Below are 18,484 nucleotides of genomic sequence, written 5' to 3'. Positions count from 1 at the left end.
CACCCCCTGTAGCGCGTGAAGGCCCCCTTCCCTCGGCTGAGTCGAGGGAAGGGGGCCTTCACGCGCTGTCGGGGCGCTTAGCTCACGTGAGCGGAGGAGCTCAGCGGTGCGGAACCGCCGCAGGGGTCCAGCCGCGGTAGTTGTTGAAGTAGTGCACGCTCGACGCGTGGCCGATCTTGCCGCCGATGCTGGAGGCGTAGATCCCGCCGGAGCCGTCGGCGATACCGACGTGACCCCACTGGCTGATGTTCCAGTACACGAAGGAGCCCTTCGGCGGCGTCCCGGTCGTGTGCTTCGGGCTCGCGCCGTTCCAGTGCGCGTTGGCCGAGGCCCAGACGCCGGTCGTCCCGTACGCGTTCTCGACGGCCTTCTCGCAGAGGCCCTGGTACGCGGTGGAGCCCATGTGGTTCTTGAACCACTGGACGGCGCCGGCGGGCGTGCCGTCACCGGCGCCCTGGATGGCCAGGTCACCGTCGGACAGGGTGGTGAACGTTCCCGCGGCCGGGTTGATGTCGGCGGCGGTGATGGTGGCGCCCGTTTCAGGGGCCGCCCCGGCGGCCGGGGCCACGGCGAGGGCCGCGATGGCCAGCGCGGCGACGGACGCCGGCTTCGCCACCTTGGCGAGGATGCTGCGCATGATCAGTACCTCCTGTTGAGGAATCACCAACAGGAGGACAGTCCCGTGATCAAGTACAAATTTCGTACAACTCACCGTCGATAGTTGATAACTCAACGTGCTGGAATATGCCGGGGGAGGGGTGCGTTGACGCCACTGCCAGCACATCTGGCAAAATCATCCGCTGAAGTCCGGCGCCGGTTCACCCCGCTCGGGGACCCGGAGCCAACGAGAGAGGACACCATGAAAAGCGGTATTCACCCCGAGTACGTCGTCACGCACGTGAACTGTGACTGTGGCAACGAATTCACCACGCGCAGCACCAAGACCTCCGGCAACCTCCACGTCGAGATCTGCTCGAACTGCCACCCGTTCTACACCGGCAAGCAGAAGCTCATGGACACCGGCGGCCGCGTCGCGCGCTTCGAGGCTCGCTACGGCAAGCGCAAGAAGGCCGAAGACGCCAAGTAGCTTGAACGACGGCGCCTACCCGCATGTCCGGGTGGGCGCCGTTTTTCATGGTTCTGTCCGGGTCCGTTGAGAGGTGGAGTGGTGGATTCGAGTTCGCTGAAGGGTCTGCTCGAAGAGCACGCCCAGCTGGAAGAGCAGCTGGCCGACCCGTCCGTGCACGCCGACCAGGCGCGTGCCCGCAAGCTCGGCCGCCGGTACGCGGAGCTGAGCCCCGTCGTCAAGACGGTCCGCGAGCTCGACACCGCCCGCGAAGACCTCGAGACGGCGAAGGAGCTGGCCGCGGAAGACGCCGCCTTCGCGGCCGAGGCCGAGGAGATCTCCGCCAAGATCCCTGTGCTCGAGGCCAAGCTCACCGAGCTGCTCCTGCCGCGCGACCCGTACGACGGCTCCGACGTGGTCATGGAGATCAAATCGGGTGAAGGCGGTGAGGAGTCGGCGCTGTTCGCCGGCGACCTGCTGCGCATGTACCTGCGCTACGCCGAGCGTCACGGCTGGAAGGCCGAGGTGCTCGACTCGGTCGACTCGGATCTCGGCGGCTTCAAGGACGTCACCGTGTCCATCAAGAGCCGTTCGGCCGAGGCCGACGGCGTCTGGGCGCGGCTGAAGTTCGAGGGCGGGGTGCACCGCGTGCAGCGCGTGCCCGCCACCGAATCGCAGGGCCGCATCCACACCTCCGCCTCGGGCGTGCTCATCTACCCCGAACCCGAGGACGTCGAGGTCGAGATCGACCCCAACGACCTGCGGATCGACGTCTACCGTTCGTCCGGCCCCGGCGGCCAGAGCGTGAACACGACCGACTCGGCCGTGCGGATCACGCATATCCCCACCGGCGTGGTCGTCTCGTGCCAGAACGAGAAGTCGCAGATCCAGAACCGCGCCCGCGCCCTGCAGGTGCTCCAGGCCCGCCTCCAGGCGATTGCCGAGGAGGAGGCCGCCGCGAAGGCGTCGGACGCGCGCCGTTCGCAGGTCCGCACCGTCGACCGCTCCGAGCGGGTCCGCACGTACAACTTCGCCGAGAACCGCATCGCCGACCACCGGGTGAACTACAAGGCGTACAACCTGGACCAGGTCCTCGACGGCGACCTCGACGGAGTGCTGGACGCTCTCATCACCGCGGACCGCGAGGAGCGGCTGGCCGCCCACGCCGGCTGATCCGCGCTGCCTAACCCGGCTCGGTGGAGAACGGATCGTCCTCCAGCGCGGTGTGGATCGCCCGCACGGACATGCTCACATGCGAAAGCCTGTCGGTCACCTCGCGCGTCACCCGGCTGAGCGCCTCGTCGCCGCTTTCCCCGGCGAGAGCGGGAAAAGCCGACAGCAGCACCGCTTCGCAGGGGCCCGCGTCCGTGCTGATCCGGACCAGCGACGCCGAAAGGTCGGTCGCGGGGCGGCCGCACAGGTCCACGGCCAGCCGCAGGTCACCGGTGGGGACGTAGAGATGCACCCGCGAAATGACATCGGTTTCCGCGCGCGGGGTGAAATCGTGCCTGGTGACGTACGCGGGCTCGCGGGGATCCGTACCGCCGACGGACGCCATCAGCGAATAAAGCGTGAATCCGTCCGCCGGGACGTCGTAGGCATCGTAGCTACCGTATTGCCCGGTCTCCGGCGTGCCGTGGATTTCGAAGAATTCCGCATTCAGACCGAAGTGGAAAAGCGCGGGTACCGCGGCACGATGCAGTGTTTCGGCGGGATCTTCGCCGTCGGCGGGCGGCGTGCGATAGCCGACGGAGACCAGGTATCCCGTCCAGCCGCCTTCCGGATCCGCCCGGCAGATCTCCAGCTCGGTGGCCTCGAACTCGCCGATGAGACGTTCGCCCAGCATGGCGGCCGCGGCGAAATCCTCGGTTTCGATATTCGCCGATATTCGCGTGACGACCGTCGTTTCCCGGAGATCCATGACTGTTTCTTGAGCCCTTCGGCGCGTACAGGTTCGTTCAGCCTACGGGTGGCGGTGAGTGGCGTCCGATCGGGCCTGTCGTCGATTCCCCGCTTCCGCTACGTTCCCTGGTCGATAAGGGAAGCCCTCCCGGGAGAACACGAATGGAAAGATCGTTTCCGGCGGCCCGGAAACGTGTTCCGCGAGCCCTCGTTCTCGTCGCCGGAACGGGACTGCTGAGCGCGGCCGTCGTCGCGAGGATCGGCCGGTTCGGGTTCAACCCGACCGACCAGGGCTTCGTGCTCGCGCAGGTGTGGCGCGTCCTGCACGGCGAGATCCCGCAGGTCGACTTCCTCGGGCCGCGGCCGTTCGGTTCGGCCTACCTGCATCTGGTCGATCATCTCGTCCCCGCACCGCTGATGATCGGCTCCGGTTTCGTGATGATGGTGCAGCTGACCGTCGCCACGGTCGCCCTCGTCGCGTTCCTGACCGGGACCTCGCCGCTGGACTGGGGCCCGCTGCGGCTCGGGCTGGTCTTCACCGCCGTGCTGATCAGCTTGAACACGTATCCGGTGATGGCCTGGCACACCGTCGACGGTGTCTTCCTGGTCGCGGTCGGCTGGTGGCTGCTCGACAGCGGGCTGCGTTCGGGCTCGCGGTGGCGGCGTCTGTCCGGCCTGTTCTGCCTCGGGTTCGCGGCGATCGTCAAGCAGAGTTTCCTGTTCGCGGCCCCGATCGGGGTGCTGATCCTGCTGTTCCACCCGGCCGCGCGGCCGAGAAGACTGCCGCGCCTGCTCGGTGACGTCCTCGTGCTCGGCGCGGCACCGTTGCTGTACTTCGGCATGGTCACCGTCGCCGGTGGCCTGCGGTCGGCGATCGCGCAGCTCTCCAGCGGCACCCAGACGTGGGGTGAAGGCCTTTTCCGGTTCTGGACGGCGGAATTCGCGGGCCGGGCGGATCCGCGGACGTACTTCTTCCCGGTGCTGCTCGGAGTGGGCGTGCTCGCCGTGGCGTGGTCGGCCCGCGACCGGTTCGGCGAGCCGGGCCGATGGCTCCGGGGCGCGACGGGCTTGTGCGTCGTGGCGGTCGTGGTGTTCGTCGTGGCCGACGGCGGCTTCGAGCACGCGGGCGGCTGGCCGGTCACGCTGCTGTGGCTCTTCCTGGCGGCCGCCTTGCTCGACGCCGTCGTCCGAAGACGGTTGCCCTGGCGGTACCTGGCGATCGCCGCGCTCGGCTGGATGGCCAGCTTGTCCTGGGGCTACCCGCTTCCCGGGCTGCTGGCCGGGATCTTCGCACTGGGAGTGCTGGAAGCGGTGCCGCCGCCGCGTCCGTCCGAGTCCGCGGGTGGTGTCTTCGCCGCGGTCGCGTTCGTGCTCGCCGGGCTGTTGCTGATGTCCGCGCACGACAAGGCGCCGTACGCGGACCGGCCGCAGGGCGAACTCACGAAGGACCTCGGGGAGATCGCCCCGGCACTGCGCGGCGTCCGCACGAATCCCAGCGTGTACACCTACGTCGCCCAGATCCGGGGCTGCCTTGACCGCTATCCGGCGTCGAAGGTCGCGATTCTGCCGGACAATCCGTTCGTCGCCCCGGTGTTCGGGGTCCGCAACCCGTTCCCGCTCGACTGGCCGTTGCCGATGGAACTGACCGGCGACAGTCCGGAAAGGATGGTCGAGGCGGCGGAAAACCTTGCCCGCGAAGGGGATTACCTCGTGCTCTTCCAGACGGTCAGGGCCGTTTCGCTGACCGCGGGCGCGCCGGTCCCCGAAGCCGTCGGCCCGGACGCGCGGACGATCGCGTACGGCGGCGTGGAAAAGCGGATCCAGGACGAGCTCACGGGCGCGAGGGTCGCGTGCGGCAGCTTCGCCGGCTTCTGGGAACCGGCGCGCTGACCGCTCAGGCGGAAAGGGACGCCGTCTCCGGCTCGCGTTCCTCGGCCGCCGGCGGTTCTTCCTTGCGCTTCGGCAGGAACGAGAGCGCGGCGAAGGCGGCGGCGAGCAGTGTCGGATAGATCGTCAGCTGCTGGTGCTTGACGTTCTCGATGCCTTCCGCGAGACCGGACACCAGGATTTGGCCCATCGCGAAGAGCAGGAACATGAGCACCACGATGCCGACGTCACGGCGTCCGGTGCGGTTGCGGAAGGCGCGGAGCCCCGCCCAGCCGATGAGCAGCCAGATCGGCAGCAGGGCGAAAAGCCCCAGCGGGGCGATCCAGCCGGTGATCCCGGACAGCACCGGGATCCGATACTCCTTGGCGAGCGGCGGCTGCCCGGCGTGCTCACCGAAGCTGCCGAGGTTCGGCACCCGCGCGGTCAGCGTCTCCTGCGCGGACCGGTGCAGCATCTCGACGACACGCACCGGGTGATCCAGGTAGTACTGGGCGACGTTGCGTCGGCTGATCTTGTCGCGGTACTTGGCGTACTCGGGGTCGCGCCAGGCCGCGTTCGCGCTCCACCAGCCCGTGCCGATGTACTTCGCGAACTCGGGCGGCAGGCCCAGCGCGGCGAGGTCGGCGGTGGTGTCGTGTTTCCCGTCCACGATCCCGTTGAACACGACGTGGTACATGTTGGCCTCGCGGTACTCCGCGTTGGCCGAGTCGCCCGCCCCCTGCACCAGCGCGGTACCCGTGCCGACGACGGCGAGCACGGCCAGCGGCAGCGCCCACCGGGCCAGGCCGCGGCTGCCTTCGGGCCGGACGAACAGCAGCGCGATCGCGAACAGCGGGATCAGCAGCAGCGTCTGCGATTTCGCGTTGATCCCGATCATCGCGCCGAGCACGGTGACCGCGGCCCCGGTGTAGCGCCACGGCCCGGTGCGGTGCATGAGTAGGAGTCCACCGGCGAGCAGGAGCATCCCGAGGAAGGCGGCGCCCTCGCTCAGCACGGAGGCGAAGTACCCGAAGAAGGCCGAGTCCGCCGCGACCAGCAGCAGCGCGGCCGTGGCGATGACGCTGGCGCGGACCGAAAGGCGCAGGCCCACGACGATCGCGGCGATCCCGCCCGCGACCAGCAGACAGCCGAGCACCCCCAGCACCAGCAGGTTCAGGATCGCGGACGAGCCGAGCAACTGCCCGATCTCGCTGGCGATCTTGTCGATCCAGCTCTGGCTGGAGATGTACTCGCTGTTGCAGGCCGGGGCGGGACCGTAGGAGAAGCGGACGAAGTATTCCGACGGCCGGTCGAGCTCGCGGGCGCCGAGCTGGCACAGGATGCGCCAGCCGTCGCCGTTGTCGGCCATGCCGATCGGCCGCGGCACCAGGAAACGGACGAGGAGCACCCCGAGCGCGGCGAAGAACACGCCCAAGGTCAGTCGGATTTCCCGGATCTTCACCCGCGTCACCTTAGAAGATTCCGCAGGGTGATCAGTTCGTACCCTCTCCAACACTTGCGGAGAGGAACTTTTGGATCACGCCGAGCCATTCGCCGGGCGCCTCGGCGCCGATACCGTGCCCGGCCTCGATCTCGACGAGTTCGGCGCCGGGGATCCCGGCCGCGAGTTCGCGCGAATGGGTGGGCGGGACGAACCGGTCGAGCGCCGTGGCGACGACGAGGGTGGGGACCGAGATCCCGGCCAGTTCAGCCCGGGTGTCGATCCTCGCGACCAGGTCCACGTGTTCCGGGCTGCCCTCAGGGACGAACTCGACCAGCCCGTCGATGGCGGCTTCGAGCTCCGCGGGTGTCAGCGCGTTCAGCTGCTTCTCCCCGGTGCCGGCGAAGGTGAGGAACTTCGCCAGCAGCCTCCGGTCGCCGCGCAGCAGTTCGCGCCAGACGTCCAGACCCAGCAGGAGCCGGTTGTCCGGTTTCGTGAGCCCGGCGGTCAGGATGAGCCCGGTGACCCGATCGGGGTGCCGCGTCGTGGCGCGGACGGCGACTGCGGTGCCGAGCGAATAGCCGAGGATCGCGAAGCGTTCGAGACCGGCGTCGACGGCGATGGAGACCAGTTCGTCCGCGACGGCGTCGAGGTCCAGCGGCTCGGTGCTGCGCGGCGTGGCCCCGGAGCCGGGGTAGTCGGGACCGACGACGGTGTGGGTGCGGGCGAGGTCGTCGAGGATGCTCCCGAAGTTGCCCTCGACGCCGCCGCCGGCGCCGTGGGCGAGCAGCAGGCCAGGACCGGAACCGCGGACGACGTGCGCGAAATGATTCGTCATGCCGGCGACGTTAGATACTGACATCGATGTGAAGGTCAAACTCGGATGACGGGGGTCACATGCTGATCGGCGAGCTGTCCCGGCGGACCGGCGTGAGCCAGCGGCTGTTGCGTTACTACGAGGAGCAGGGGCTGCTGGTGTCGCGGCGCGATTCCAACGGTTACCGCACCTTCGACGACGACGCGGTCACCACGGTGCGGCAGATCCGCGCGCTCCTCGCGGCCGGGCTGAGCACGCAGGTCATCGGCAAGATGCTTCCGTGCGCCACGGGTGAACTGCCCGAGCTGGACATGTGCCCGACCGTGGTGGCGGAGATCCGGCGGGAACTGGCCGAAATGGACGACCGCATCGACACGCTCCGGCTGCGGCGCGGGACACTGGCCGGATATCTCACCGTCGACGCGTAGGAGAACTGTGGAAGCCCTGGCCAGATTCGGGTTCGAACTGGGTGTGCTCAAGCGGATCCGGCGGGCGGGCTGGTGGCAGGCCGGAGTCCGCGATCCCGAATCGGTGGCCGAGCACACCACGCGGGTCGCGCAGCTGGCCGGCCTCCTCGCGGCCGAGGGCGGCGCGGATCCGGCGCGGGCGGCGTACCTCGCGCTGTGGCACGACACGCAGGAGACGCGGACCGGGGACCTCCCGCACACGATCAAGGGGTTCGTCGAGAAGCCGGATCCGCGGGCGATCACCGCCGCGCAGACGTCGGCGCTCCCCGGTGCCGCGCGTGATTCGGTGCGTGACGCCGTCGACGAGTACGAGTCCGCCGAAAGCCCTGAAGCGCTCTACGCGCGCGACGCGGACAAGCTCGAAATGCTGCTTCAGGCCGTCGAGTACCGCGACATCGGTGTACGGAACGTAGACGAATGGATCGCTTCGGCGACGAAGAGCCTCCAGACAGACCTCGCGCGTCGGGTGGCCGAAGCGGCGCTGACGCTGTCTTCGCTCTCGTGGCGGGTGCGCTGAAAGGAATCGATACCCTGAGCCCGCGTGTATCGACCCCGGCACGCGTGCCTCGTGTGTCAGGCTTGACTCTGTGAAGGAACACCAGTGAACCGGCAGCCGTTGCGCCTCGCCATCATGGAAGCGACCCGCATCCTCACCGAGGCCGGAGTGGCGTCACCGCGTTCGGACGCGGAACTGATCGCCTCCCACGTCCTCGGTGTCGAACGCGGCCGCCTGCCGATGGTGCCGCTGGTGGACCCGCCGGTCATCGACGCGATCGGCCAGCTCGTGAACCAGCGGGCCAAACGGATCCCGCTGCAGTACCTCACCGGCTGGGCCGCGCTCGGCGACATCACGGTCAACGTCGGCGCCGGGGTGTTCGTCCCGCGCCCGGAGACCGAGCTGCTCCTGGAATGGGGCCTCAAACTCCTGCACGGACGCGAGTACCCGGTGGTGGTCGACCTGTGCACCGGCTCCGGCGCGCTGGCGCTGGCCGTGCAGCACGCGCGGCCGGACGCGGTGGTCTACGCCGTCGACATCGACGCGCAGGCGCTCGCGTGGGCCCGGCACAACGCCGACGTGCACGCCGACGCGGGGGACACGCCCATCCGGCTGTACTCCGGCGACGTCGCGGACAGCACGATGTTCGCCGAACTCGACGGGCTCGTCGACCTGGTCCTGTGCAACCCTCCGTACGTCCCGGAAGGCACGCCGGTGCCGGCGGAGGTCGCCGAACACGACCCGCCGCGGGCGGTGTTCGCGGAAGAGAGCGGGCTGGCGGTGATCCGGCACGCGATCGCGGCCGCCGCGCGCCTGCTGCGGCCCACCGGCGGGATGGCGATCGAGCACGACGACACGCACGGCTCCGCCGTCCCGGCGCTTGTGCGGGCGCGGCGGGTGCTCACGGACGTGCAGGGTCACCTCGACCTCGCCGGACGGCCGCGTTTCGTCACCGCCCTGCGCGTCTCCTGACCCCCTGCGTTTCGTCCTCTGAATGCGGGATGGAGCAGGACGTTGGGCCGGATAGTTAGCGAGACTCACGACTTCCGGCGGTGCCGAGGGCAAAGCCCACCTCCTAACGTCGATCACGGCCGCCTCATCGGCGGTCCGACTGGGAGGTGTACCCCGATGCGATCGTCTCTCCGACGAGCCCCACTCAGAACACTCGCCGTCCTCGCCACCGTCGCGCTGCTGCCGGGTCTGGTCGCCCAGCCCGCGTCCGCCGAGGCGCCGGTGAAAGGCTGGCCCGCCCCGATCGACGGGTCGACCTGGGAGAACCAGGACCACATGACGTGGGACGACTACCGCAAACCGCCCGGCACGAACTGGGCCGACCCCGCGCTGAAGCCGACGAAGCGGACCTTCAAGGGCGCTGTGGTGCTGGCGGACTACCCCGATCAGGAGTTCGCGGTCACGCAACCGGCGCACTCGACGGTGTTCGGCAACCCCGGCCCCGCCGCCAGCAACATCCCGCGGGCGGACGTCGCGAAGTTCTACCAGGACTTCCTCAACAAACCGCAGGCGATCAACCGCGGCCACACCATCAACGAATATTGGATGGAGGACTCCGGCGGCCGGATGGGGGTCGACCTGACCGCGTTCGGGCCGTACCGCCTGCCCGGCAAGTCCTTCGAATACGGCATGGAGTTCCAGCCCGACGCCTGTCCGCCGGACGCGAACTGCAAACGCGACCTGCGCGCCGACGCGGGCGCGGCCTGGCGGGCGGACGTGGGTGACGTCGCCAAGCAGTTCGACTTCGTCTTCTATCTCTCCGCCGGCCAGGACGAGAGCGCGACCTGGCAGGAATTCGGCGTGATGAAGTTCGGCGAGCCGGGGAACGTGCCCGACGAATTCGGCCCCGGTGTCGCCGGAATGCCGAACGCCGCGTCCACCCGCTACGTCCCGTGGACGTCGTGGAAATCGGCGGCGAGTATCTGGCCGAACGCCGTCACCGGTTCCTCGACCCAGGCCGAAAGCTCGGGCCAGGCGGTTTACGCGCACGAATTGAGCCATATTCTCGGCATCGGCGACAATTACAACAACCCGTTCGGCACTCCGCCGTCCAGGACCTACACCGGTCCGTGGGAGATGATGTCGCGCGGCAGCTTCAACGGCCCGGGCGGACCGCACACGCGCTGGCAGATCCCGGCGACGCAGGGCGGCTCGATGGGCTCGCACCACATGCTGCGCACCAAGATGAAGCTCGACATCATCGATCCCGAAGACGTCCTGAAGCTCGACCGGAACCAGTTGGCCAAGACCGGCCCGGTTTCGGCGAGGATCACGGCGCGTTCGGTCCTGCCGGGACCGGGCGCCTACAGCGGCATCAACATCGCGCTCACCGGCGGGGACCTTTCGCCGAAATGCGACCGCTCGAAGGATCCGTTCTGCGACGGCGGCGGCTACCACAATTACACCGTCGAGGTCGTCGACCGGATGGGCAGCGATTCCTTCGCCCCCGATTCCGGTGTCCTGATCACGAAGACGAAGAACCAGGACAACGCGCCGTTCGAATGGATCATCGACGCGAACCCGGCCGACATCGGCATGACCGACTACAAGAAGCCGGACGGCACCCCGGTACCGATCCCGATCGGCGACTACCGCCAGCTCAACGACGCCGCGTTCAAGGCGGGCACCGGGTCCGCGAGCAAGTACGAGTACACCGACGAGGCGAACAGGCTGAAGTTCCTCGTCTCCGACATCGAACGCGACCGCAAGGGCGTGCTGTCCTACGTCGTCACGGTGGCTTCGCTCGACGGAGGGGGCTCGCAGGCCAGGGGCGTTTCGCTGTGGCCGTCGGCCCCGGCGTTCGCCAAGCAGGGGCTCGCGAGCTGCTCGTTCCCGGTGCTCAACACGGGCAACGCGAAGGGCGCGGTGGCGCCGTACGACACCGACACCTATCGCCTGAGCGCGTCCACCAGCGCGAAGGGCTGGGAGGTGCGGCTGCCGAACGAGCTGTCCACCGTCCCGTTCGGCGGACGCTCTTCGGCGACCGCGCACGCCAAACGGGCCGCGGGCGGTGACCACGTCGCGCACATCAAGCTGACCGCGACGTCGATCGCGGACCCGGCGAAGACGGCGACGTCGTTCTGTACCGCTTTCGCCTTCTGACGCTCGCTCCGTATGTCATGAAAGGGTCGTTCAGGACGAAAAACGTCCTGAACGACCCTTTCATGACACTGGCCCACCTCGGTACTACGGGTTGCGCACCTGAAGCCGAGTACATGAAGGCCTCCTTCCTTGCGCCAGGCGCAAGGAAGGAGGCCTTCATGTACTCGGGAAAGGGGACCTTCACTACCTTCAGGGTAGGCGAGGAGGCCTTCACGGCCCTGACCCGAATCGACATTCACGACCGCCCCGGCCGAGAACACCCGGCCGACACGGGCACCTTGGCGAGCCCCGCCACACCGCAGCGCTACGCTCACTGCCCATGAGCGCGGTGTACGACTGCAGCAAGCACGAATCCCGGGCCGACGGGCTCGCCGCGGCGGCGAGCGCGGTGCGCTCCAGCCGCCTGGTCGTCCTCCCGACCGACACGGTCTACGGCATCGGCGCGGACGCCTTCGACGGCGGCGCCGTCCAGTCCCTCCTGCGGGCCAAGCACCGCGGCCCGGACATGCCGGTCGGTGTCCTGGTCGGCTCCTGGTCCACTGTGGACGGACTCGTGCTCGGCACGCCGCCGCAGGCCCGCGCGCTCATCGAGGCCTTCTGGCCCGGCGACCTCTCGATCATCCTCCCGCACGCCCCGAGCCTGCAGTGGGATCTCGGCCAGTCACGCGGAACGGTGATGCTCCGGATGCCGCTGCACCCGGTCGCGCTGGAACTGCTGCGTGACGTCGGCCCGATGGCGGTTTCGAGCGCGAACGTGTCCGGCCGTCCGCCCGCGACCACCGCGCAGGAAGCGGTCGACCAGCTCGGTGACAGCGTCGCGGTGTACCTCGACGGCGGCTCGTCCGGCGAGCCCGTTCCGTCCACGATGGTCGATCTCACCGGCGACGACCCGGTCATCCTGCGGGAGGGCGCGGTCAGCCGCGCCGCCGTCGCGGAAGTACTGGGTGTGCCCGCGGAGTCACTGGCCTAGGACCGTCGGCCGCCGTATCCCCCTGACGCGGTAGCGTGTTCGAGTGACTTGGACCTCGGCGGCGTAACGCACCATGCCTCCCACGCAAGGCCTCCCGATCCGGGAATACCTCCTCGTCGCCCTCACCGCGGCGGCCGTGACCTTCCTGCTCACCGGTGTCGTGCGCCGGGTCGCCATCCGGATCGGCGCGATCGCCAACCCGCGGGCCCGCGACGTCCACGTCACCCCGATCCCGCGGATGGGCGGCATCGGCATCTTCCTCGGTGTCGCCGCCGCGATGGGGCTCGCGCACCAGCTGCCCGCGCTGAGCCGAGGCTTCGACTTCTCCTTCGACTCGCTGGGTGTCCTGCTCGCCGCCGGGGTGATCTCCCTGATCGGCGCGCTCGACGACCGGTTCGAGCTGGACGCCTGGACGAAGCTCGCGGGCCAGGTCATGTGCGCCGGGATCCTGGTGATCTTCGGTGTGCAGTGGGTGTCGTTCTGGGTGCCGTGGGGCGGCGGTGGCGACTCCTTCGGCCAGGTGCTGGTGCTGGACAAGAACCAGGGCGCGCTGCTGACCGTCGTGCTGGTGGTCGTCATGGTCAACGCGATGAACTTCGTCGACGGCCTCGACGGTCTCGCCGGCGGCCTCGGCTTCATCGCCGCCGCGGCGACCTGTTCCTTCTCGCTCGGCCTGCTCGACTCCTCGGGCGGCGACGTCGGCGCGTACCCGCCTGCCCTCATCGCCGCCACGCTCGCGGGGGCCTGTCTCGGCTTCCTGCCGTACAACTTCCAGCCCGCGAAGATCTTCATGGGCGATTCGGGCTCGATGATGATCGGGCTCATGCTGGCCGGTGCGACGACGTCCGCGTCGGGCCGCGTGCCGTACCCGCAGTTCAGCGGAAAGGACGCGCTCGCGCTGCTCTCGCCGCTCGTGGTGGTCGCCGCGGTGCTGTTCGTGCCGCTGCTCGACCTGATCATGGCGGTCATCCGCCGCACCCGCCGCGGCGAGAGCCCCTTCGCGGCGGACAAGATGCATCTGCACCACCGCCTGCTGGAGATCGGCCACTCCCAGCGTCGTGCGGTGCTGCTCATCTATTTGTGGGCGGGCCTGCTCGCGTTCGGCGCCGTTTCGGTGACGCTTTTCGACAGTGTCGCGGTTTTCTGGATTGTCGGATTCGGCTTCCTGCTGGCGACGCTGGTGTCGATCGTGCCGAGACTGCGGTCGCGGAACCGGACTGCCTGAAGGCCCGCATCGGCACGGGCCTACACTGGCGGGCTGAGACGACCAGGGAGTTTTCTGTGAGCGAGACCGAGAAGACCGTCGAGGCGGAGGAGAACCCCCACGCCAAGGTGGTTCTGCAGGCGGCCAACGCGATGATGAAGGCCTCCCTGAAGCTGGTGCCGCCGGCGGTGCTGATCTGCATCGTGGTCTTCACCATCCTCAATGGACTCCCGGGCCTGCTCGGCTCGGTCATCGGTGGCGTGCTCGCCATCGTGTCCGCGCTCGCGACGCTGGGCCTGATGCGCTTCAGCGCGGGCATGGACCCGATGTTCGTGATGGTGATCGCCCTCGGTGGCTACGTGCTCAAGGTCGTCGTGCTGTTCGCGGCGCTGAGCCTGCTCCGCGGAGTGACGTCGATTCACCCGATGGCCCTGGGTGTCACCATGATCGTCGCCATCCTGGTGGCCGCCGCGGTGGAGTTCGCGGCCTTCCGCAAGACCAAGATCCCGACGATCATCCCGGCCTCCCGCTGATTTCGGGACCCAGGTCCTGACCTGGGACGGGACCTAGGTCCTCGGCCGATCAGGGGCAATGTAGTACGCCTGTACGGCCCGTCGGTACCTGCTGATATGGTCCGCGTATGGGCGGCGGCCTCGGCTGCCGGCTCCTGATGACGAACCCCGAACAGCAGTGTGGCGACGGCGTTGAATCGTCCCTCATTACCCGCTGGTAGGCGTCTGTCTCCCGGGAGCACTGCATCGAGAATCCTCGTGTGCGGAACGTGAAACCGTGTTCAGCACATCGTGGGGTGGCCGCCTCCGACGGCCCGATACGTGTCGGGTACGTTAAGTCCAGATCGTGACGATTCCCCCGGCGGAGTGAACGCCGGCCGGGAGAACCGGAAGGAGCCCAGTGGGCGCGCTGGTACTAGCCGAGGGTGCGGAGTTCGCGCCGCCTGGTGTCAAAGACTTCAACCTGCCGCCGTTGTTCGGTTCCGGCTATTGGTTGAGCTTCACCAAGCCGATGCTGCTGGTGGTCATCTCCCTGATCATCATCATCACCTACTTCATGGTGACGTCGCGCCGGCTCAAGGTCGTCCCCGGCAAGGGGCAGTTCATCGCCGAGTCGATTTACAACTTCGGCCGCAACAACATCGCGCGTGAGCAGATCGGTTCGGCCGACTTCAAGCCGTTCATTCCGCTGATCCTCGGGTTGTTCAGCTTCATCCTGGTCAACAACCTCTTCGGGATCATCCCGTTCTTCCAGTTCCCGACGATGGCCCGATTCGGCTTCCCCGTCGCTCTCGCGTTCCTCGTTGTTTACCCGGTGTACCACTACGTCGGCATCAAGCGCCACGGCTTCGGTCACTACATGAAGAAGGAACTGGCGCCGCCCGGCATCCCCGGATTCGTTCTGCCGCTGTACTCCACCATCGAGTTCGCGCAGAAGTTCTTCATCGCGCCGGCCACGCTGGCCATCCGGGTGTTCGCCGCGATGTTCGCCGGTCACCTCATCATCATGGTCTTCACGCTCGGCGGGAGCTTCCTGCTGACCGAGGGCGAAGGCATCGTGAAGGTCGCGTCGCCGGTGGCGTTCCTGTTCGCCATCGCGATGACGTTCCTGGAGGCATTCATCCAGGTCCTGCAGGCATACATTTTCGCACTGCTGTCCGCAGGGTACATCGGCGCCGCGCTGGCGTCGGAGCACTGAGAAACACCAAAAGCCCCCGATCCGCGTGAGTCGCGCGGACCGAGTTTGAAGGGAAACGCACGTGAGCAACATCGTTCTTGCGCAGGCTGCCGAGGCCGCTTCCAACATCAACCCGGGTCTCGCCGCCATCGGCTACGGCCTCGGTGCGATCGGCCCCGGTATCGGTGTGGGTCTGATCTTCGCCGCGGTCATCAACGGCACCGCCCGTCAGCCGGAGGCGCAGGGCAAGCTGCAGAGCATCGCCTTCTCCACCTTCGTGCTGACCGAGGTGCTGGCGCTGATCGGTATCGTTATCTACTTCCTCGCCTCCGTCGGCTGAGTTTTTCCTGGCTCATCTCGCTTAAGGAGACGTTGTGCTGAAGACCGAATTGGTGTTGGCCGCCGGAGACGCGCCCAACCCGATCGTGCCGCACGTTCCCGAGCTCATTCTCGGGTTCATCGCCTTCCTTCTGCTGCTGTTCGTTCTGAAGAAGTACGTCGTTCCCCGTTTCGAGGCGACCTACGAGGAGCGGACCAAGCTGATCGAGGGTGGCATCGAGCGGGCCGAAAAGGCTCAGGCCGAAGCCGAAGAAAACCTTGCGCAGTACAAGGCGCAGCTGGCGGAAGCCCGTTCCGAGGCCGCGAAGATCCGCGACGACGCCCGGCTCGAAGCCGAGCAGATCAAGGCGGAGCTGCGGGCCGAGGCCGAAGCCGAGTCCCAGCGCATCGTCGCCCAGGGGCAGGCTCAGCTGCAGGCCCAGAAGGCGCAGATCATCGCCGAGCTGCGCGCCGAACTCGGCCGTAACTCCGTCGAGCTGGCCAGCCGCATCGTCGGCGAGTCGCTCGCGGACGACGCGCGCCGCCACGGCACCGTGGACCGGTTCCTTGCCGAGCTGGAGACCGCTGGTGCCTCCAACGGAGCGGGGAAGTAGACCAGAATGACGCTGCATGCTGCGAGCCGTGAAGCGCTCGACCTCGCCGAGAAGCGTCTCGGCGAGGTTCTGGCCGCCGCGGGTACGGACCCGGCGACGGTCGGCGACGAGCTGCTTTCGGTCGTCGCCCTGCTGGACCGGGAGATCGGCCTGCGCCGGGCCGTCGCCGACGGTTCGGCCTCGTCCGAAGCCCGGATCGGCCTCGCCCGCGGGGTCCTCGCGGGCAAGGTTTCCGAACCGGCCCTGCAGGTGCTCGACTCCGTGGCGGGCAGCCGCTGGTCGAGCCCGCGCGAACTGACCGACGGGCTCGAGGCCCTCGGCCGCTCGGCGCTGCTCACCAGTGCGGAGAAGTCCGGGAACATCGACGCTGTCGAAGACCAGCTGTTCCGGGTCAGCCGTATCGTCGCGGGTGAGCCGGAGCTCGAACGGGCACTGTCCGACCTGACCGCACCCGCCGAGGCGAAGCGGACCCTCGTCCGCACCCTGTTCGCCGACAAGGTGGACGTGGTCACCAAGACCCTCGTCGAGCAGGTCGTCCTGCGCGCCAAGGGCCGCGGGGTCGGCAACGCCCTCGAAGAGCTGGTCCAGCTGGCCGCGGAACGCCGTGAACGCTCGGTCGCCCGGGTGACCAGCGCGAGCGCGCTGTCCGACGAACAGCAGGCTCGGCTGAGCGAGAAGCTCAACGCCCTTTACGGGCGGCAGCTCGCGCTGCACGTCGAGGTCGACCCGTCACTCGGCGGCGGGCTCGTCGTCCGCGTCGGCGACGAGGTCATCGACGGCAGCACCGCGGGGCGGATCGACGCCCTGCGTCGCCGGCTGGCCGGCTGACCCCATAACAACGACTTTGCACACTGGCACGAACGAAGCGAGAGCGGGAACGAAATGGCGGAGCTGACGATCTCCTCGGATGAGATCCGTAGCGCGATCGAGAACTACGTCTCGAGTTACGCCCCGGACGTGAGCCGGGAAGAGGTTGGCGTCGTCGTCGACGCCGGTGACGGTATCGCCCACATCGAGGGTCTTCCCTCGGCGATGGCCAACGAGCTGCTCGAGTTCCCCGGCGGGGTCCTCGGCGTGGCGCTGAACCTGGACGCGCGCTCCATCGGTGCCGCGATCCTCGGTGACTTCGAGACCGTCGTCGAAGGTCAGGAAGTCAAGCGGACCGGTCAGGTCCTCTCGGTTCCGGTCGGCGAGGGCTACCTCGGCCGCGTCGTGAACCCGCTGGGCGCCCCGATCGACGGCCTCGGCGAGATCGAGACCACCGAGCGTCGCCCGCTGGAGGTCAAGGCCGCTTCGGTGGTCGAGCGCCAGCCGGTGTCCGAGCCGCTGCAGACCGGTATCACCGCGATCGACGCGATGACCCCGATCGGCCGTGGCCAGCGCCAGCTGATCATCGGTGACCGCAAGACCGGTAAGACGGCCGTCGCGGTGGACACGATCATCAACCAGAAGGCCAACTGGGAGACCGGCGACCCGAAGAAGCAGGTTCGCTGCATCTACGTCGCGGTCGGCCAGAAGGGCTCCACGATCGCCGCGGTCAAGAAGTCCCTCGAGGACGCCGGCGCGATGGAGTACACCACCATCGTCGCGGCCCCCGCGTCGGACTCCGCCGGCTTCAAGTGGATCGCGCCGTACACCGGCTCGGCCATCGGCCAGCACTGGATGTACGAGGGCAAGCACGTCCTCATCGTGTTCGACGACCTGACCAAGCAGGCCGACGCCTACCGCGCGATCTCGCTGCTGCTGCGTCGCCCGCCGGGCCGTGAAGCCTTCCCCGGCGACGTCTTCTACTTGCACTCCCGTCTCCTCGAGCGTTGCGCGAAGCTCTCGGACGAGCTGGGCGCGGGCTCGCTGACCGGTCTCCCGATCATCGAGACCAAGGCGAACGACGTGTCGGCCTACATCCCGACCAACGTCATCTCGATCACCGACGGTCAGTGCTTCTTCCAGTCGGACCTGTTCAACGCCGGTCAGCGCCCGGCCATCGACGTGGGTATCTCGGTTTCCCGCGTGGGTGGTGCCGCGCAGGTCAAGGCGATGAAGTCGGTTTCGGGTTCGCTCCGTATCGACCTGTCGCAGTACCGCGAGCTGGAGGCCTTCGCGGCCTTCGCCTCGGACCTCGACGACGCCTCGAAGGCGCAGCTCGAGCGCGGTGCCCGCCTGTACGAGGTGCTCAAGCAGCCGCAGTACTCCCCGATCCCGGTCGAGGAGCAGGTCGTCACGGTGTACCTCGGCACCAACGGGCACTACGACTCGGTCCCGACCGAGGACGTGCGCCGCTTCAACCACGAGTTCATCGAGTCCGCGCGCCGTAAGCACGGAGAGCTCCTCAAGGACATCCGCGAGTCGGGCAAGTTCTCCGACGAGACCGCTTCCGGGCTGGTCGACGCGGTGAACGAGTTCAAGAAGGAGTTCACCACCGCCGAGGGCAAGAGCCTCGTCGAGGTCTCCGACGCGATGGACGCCGAGAAGGTCGGGCAGGAGACCGTCAAGGTCAACAAGCCCGCCCCGAAGAAGTGA

General features: G+C 68.1%; 19 protein-coding genes. 15 read left to right on the top strand and 4 right to left on the bottom strand.

The genetic code is table 11. From position 1 onward, the window contains the following. Nucleotides 1–100: 100 nt before the first annotated feature. The gene (locus AORI_RS73930) at nucleotides 101–637 is read right to left on the bottom strand and encodes a hypothetical protein (RefSeq protein ID WP_016336870.1); all 537 of its coding nucleotides are present in this window, start codon (nucleotides 635–637) and stop codon (nucleotides 101–103) included. Between the two features lie 222 nt (nucleotides 638–859). Between AORI_RS73930 and rpmE the strand changes: the two genes are divergently transcribed. Together rpmE and prfA are read left to right on the top strand one after the other, a co-directional pair. Continuing rightward, nucleotides 860–1,087 (top strand): 50S ribosomal protein L31, encoded by a 228-nt coding sequence (gene rpmE / locus AORI_RS73925; RefSeq protein WP_007028345.1) that lies wholly within the window; start codon nucleotides 860–862, stop codon nucleotides 1,085–1,087. Between the two features lie 81 nt (nucleotides 1,088–1,168). After that, nucleotides 1,169–2,239, top strand: a complete 1,071-nt coding sequence (gene prfA, locus AORI_RS73920) for a peptide chain release factor 1 (RefSeq protein ID WP_016336869.1) — start codon at nucleotides 1,169–1,171, stop codon at nucleotides 2,237–2,239. Nucleotides 2,240–2,249: 10 nt separating this feature from the next. On the opposite strand, the gene AORI_RS73915 is transcribed toward prfA, so the two are convergent. After that, entirely contained in the window at nucleotides 2,250–2,987 is a 738-nt protein-coding gene (locus AORI_RS73915; protein ID WP_016336868.1) for a hypothetical protein, read from the bottom strand. Between the two features lie 143 nt (nucleotides 2,988–3,130). On the opposite strand from AORI_RS73915, the gene AORI_RS73910 reads away from it, so the two are divergent. Next, on the top strand, nucleotides 3,131–4,858 hold the full coding sequence (locus AORI_RS73910) for a hypothetical protein (protein WP_016336867.1): 1,728 nt from the start codon (nucleotides 3,131–3,133) through the stop codon (nucleotides 4,856–4,858). Nucleotides 4,859–4,862: 4 nt separating this feature from the next. Here AORI_RS73910 and wsfD read toward each other — a convergent pair whose 3' ends face one another. Next, nucleotides 4,863–6,296, bottom strand: a complete 1,434-nt coding sequence (gene wsfD, locus AORI_RS73905) for a glycan biosynthesis hexose transferase WsfD (protein ID WP_016336866.1) — start codon at nucleotides 6,294–6,296, stop codon at nucleotides 4,863–4,865. A 31-nt stretch (nucleotides 6,297–6,327) separates the two neighbouring features. Further along, the gene (locus AORI_RS73900) at nucleotides 6,328–7,113 is read right to left on the bottom strand and encodes an alpha/beta fold hydrolase (protein ID WP_016336865.1); all 786 of its coding nucleotides are present in this window, start codon (nucleotides 7,111–7,113) and stop codon (nucleotides 6,328–6,330) included. Between the two features lie 59 nt (nucleotides 7,114–7,172). Here AORI_RS73900 and AORI_RS73895 point away from each other — a divergent pair, with 59 nt between their 5' ends. The 12 genes from AORI_RS73895 (at nucleotide 7,173) to atpA (ending at nucleotide 18,484) form a co-directional block, all read left to right on the top strand. Beyond that, on the top strand, nucleotides 7,173–7,520 hold the full coding sequence (locus tag AORI_RS73895) for a MerR family transcriptional regulator (protein ID WP_016336864.1): 348 nt from the start codon (nucleotides 7,173–7,175) through the stop codon (nucleotides 7,518–7,520). Between the two features lie 7 nt (nucleotides 7,521–7,527). Next, entirely contained in the window at nucleotides 7,528–8,076 is a 549-nt protein-coding gene (locus tag AORI_RS73890; RefSeq protein ID WP_016336863.1) for an HD domain-containing protein, read from the top strand. 84 nt (nucleotides 8,077–8,160) lie between these two features. Then, the gene (gene prmC, locus AORI_RS73885) at nucleotides 8,161–9,027 is read left to right on the top strand and encodes a peptide chain release factor N(5)-glutamine methyltransferase (protein ID WP_007028336.1); all 867 of its coding nucleotides are present in this window, start codon (nucleotides 8,161–8,163) and stop codon (nucleotides 9,025–9,027) included. A 156-nt stretch (nucleotides 9,028–9,183) separates the two neighbouring features. Then, complete coding sequence (locus AORI_RS73880; RefSeq protein WP_016336862.1) at nucleotides 9,184–11,169, top strand: M6 family metalloprotease domain-containing protein; 1,986 nt, start codon at nucleotides 9,184–9,186, stop codon at nucleotides 11,167–11,169. A gap of 319 nt (nucleotides 11,170–11,488) precedes the next feature. Next, entirely contained in the window at nucleotides 11,489–12,139 is a 651-nt protein-coding gene (locus AORI_RS73870) for an L-threonylcarbamoyladenylate synthase (RefSeq protein WP_037341398.1), read from the top strand. A gap of 73 nt (nucleotides 12,140–12,212) precedes the next feature. Continuing rightward, complete coding sequence (locus AORI_RS73865) at nucleotides 12,213–13,364, top strand: glycosyltransferase family 4 protein (protein ID WP_016336859.1); 1,152 nt, start codon at nucleotides 12,213–12,215, stop codon at nucleotides 13,362–13,364. Between the two features lie 56 nt (nucleotides 13,365–13,420). Then, the gene (locus AORI_RS73860) at nucleotides 13,421–13,876 is read left to right on the top strand and encodes a Cg1360 family ATP-synthase-associated protein (protein ID WP_016336858.1); all 456 of its coding nucleotides are present in this window, start codon (nucleotides 13,421–13,423) and stop codon (nucleotides 13,874–13,876) included. Between the two features lie 379 nt (nucleotides 13,877–14,255). Further along, nucleotides 14,256–15,053, top strand: coding sequence for a F0F1 ATP synthase subunit A (atpB, locus tag AORI_RS73855; protein ID WP_016336857.1), 798 nt, complete (start codon nucleotides 14,256–14,258; stop codon nucleotides 15,051–15,053). A gap of 61 nt (nucleotides 15,054–15,114) precedes the next feature. Continuing rightward, nucleotides 15,115–15,372, top strand: a complete 258-nt coding sequence (locus AORI_RS73850) for an ATP synthase subunit c family protein (protein WP_016336856.1) — start codon at nucleotides 15,115–15,117, stop codon at nucleotides 15,370–15,372. A gap of 34 nt (nucleotides 15,373–15,406) precedes the next feature. After that, nucleotides 15,407–15,964 (top strand): F0F1 ATP synthase subunit B, encoded by a 558-nt coding sequence (locus AORI_RS73845; protein ID WP_016336855.1) that lies wholly within the window; start codon nucleotides 15,407–15,409, stop codon nucleotides 15,962–15,964. Between the two features lie 6 nt (nucleotides 15,965–15,970). Next, nucleotides 15,971–16,792 (top strand): F0F1 ATP synthase subunit delta, encoded by an 822-nt coding sequence (locus AORI_RS73840; protein WP_016336854.1) that lies wholly within the window; start codon nucleotides 15,971–15,973, stop codon nucleotides 16,790–16,792. Between the two features lie 54 nt (nucleotides 16,793–16,846). Next, a complete protein-coding gene (gene atpA, locus AORI_RS73835; RefSeq protein WP_016336853.1) occupies nucleotides 16,847–18,484 on the top strand; it encodes a F0F1 ATP synthase subunit alpha in 1,638 nt (545 codons plus the stop codon).

It is taken from the genome of Amycolatopsis keratiniphila (assembly GCF_000400635.2).
In the GTDB taxonomy this organism is placed as follows: domain Bacteria; phylum Actinomycetota; class Actinomycetes; order Mycobacteriales; family Pseudonocardiaceae; genus Amycolatopsis; species Amycolatopsis keratiniphila.
The sequence above is the reverse complement of the archived record's forward strand: the minus strand, read 5'-3'. Positions and strand labels throughout refer to the sequence as shown.

Excerpts from the sequence above, each read along its gene's own strand:
- AORI_RS73895 (WP_016336864.1), top strand. The coding sequence starts at position 7,173 with ATGCTGATCGGCGAGCTGTCCCGGCGGACCGGCGTGAGCCAGCGGCTG.
- AORI_RS73930 (WP_016336870.1), bottom strand. The coding sequence starts at position 637 with ATGCGCAGCATCCTCGCCAAGGTGGCGAAGCCGGCGTCCGTCGCCGCG.
- rpmE (WP_007028345.1), top strand. The coding sequence starts at position 860 with ATGAAAAGCGGTATTCACCCCGAGTACGTCGTCACGCACGTGAACTGT.
- AORI_RS73900 (WP_016336865.1), bottom strand. The coding sequence starts at position 7,113 with ATGACGAATCATTTCGCGCACGTCGTCCGCGGTTCCGGTCCTGGCCTG.
- AORI_RS73915 (WP_016336868.1), bottom strand. The coding sequence starts at position 2,987 with ATGGATCTCCGGGAAACGACGGTCGTCACGCGAATATCGGCGAATATC.
- AORI_RS73840 (WP_016336854.1), top strand. The coding sequence starts at position 15,971 with ATGACGCTGCATGCTGCGAGCCGTGAAGCGCTCGACCTCGCCGAGAAG.
- AORI_RS73870 (WP_037341398.1), top strand. The coding sequence starts at position 11,489 with ATGAGCGCGGTGTACGACTGCAGCAAGCACGAATCCCGGGCCGACGGG.
- AORI_RS73865 (WP_016336859.1), top strand. The coding sequence starts at position 12,213 with ATGCCTCCCACGCAAGGCCTCCCGATCCGGGAATACCTCCTCGTCGCC.
- atpA (WP_016336853.1), top strand. The coding sequence starts at position 16,847 with ATGGCGGAGCTGACGATCTCCTCGGATGAGATCCGTAGCGCGATCGAG.
- AORI_RS73910 (WP_016336867.1), top strand. The coding sequence starts at position 3,131 with ATGGAAAGATCGTTTCCGGCGGCCCGGAAACGTGTTCCGCGAGCCCTC.
- AORI_RS73880 (WP_016336862.1), top strand. The coding sequence starts at position 9,184 with ATGCGATCGTCTCTCCGACGAGCCCCACTCAGAACACTCGCCGTCCTC.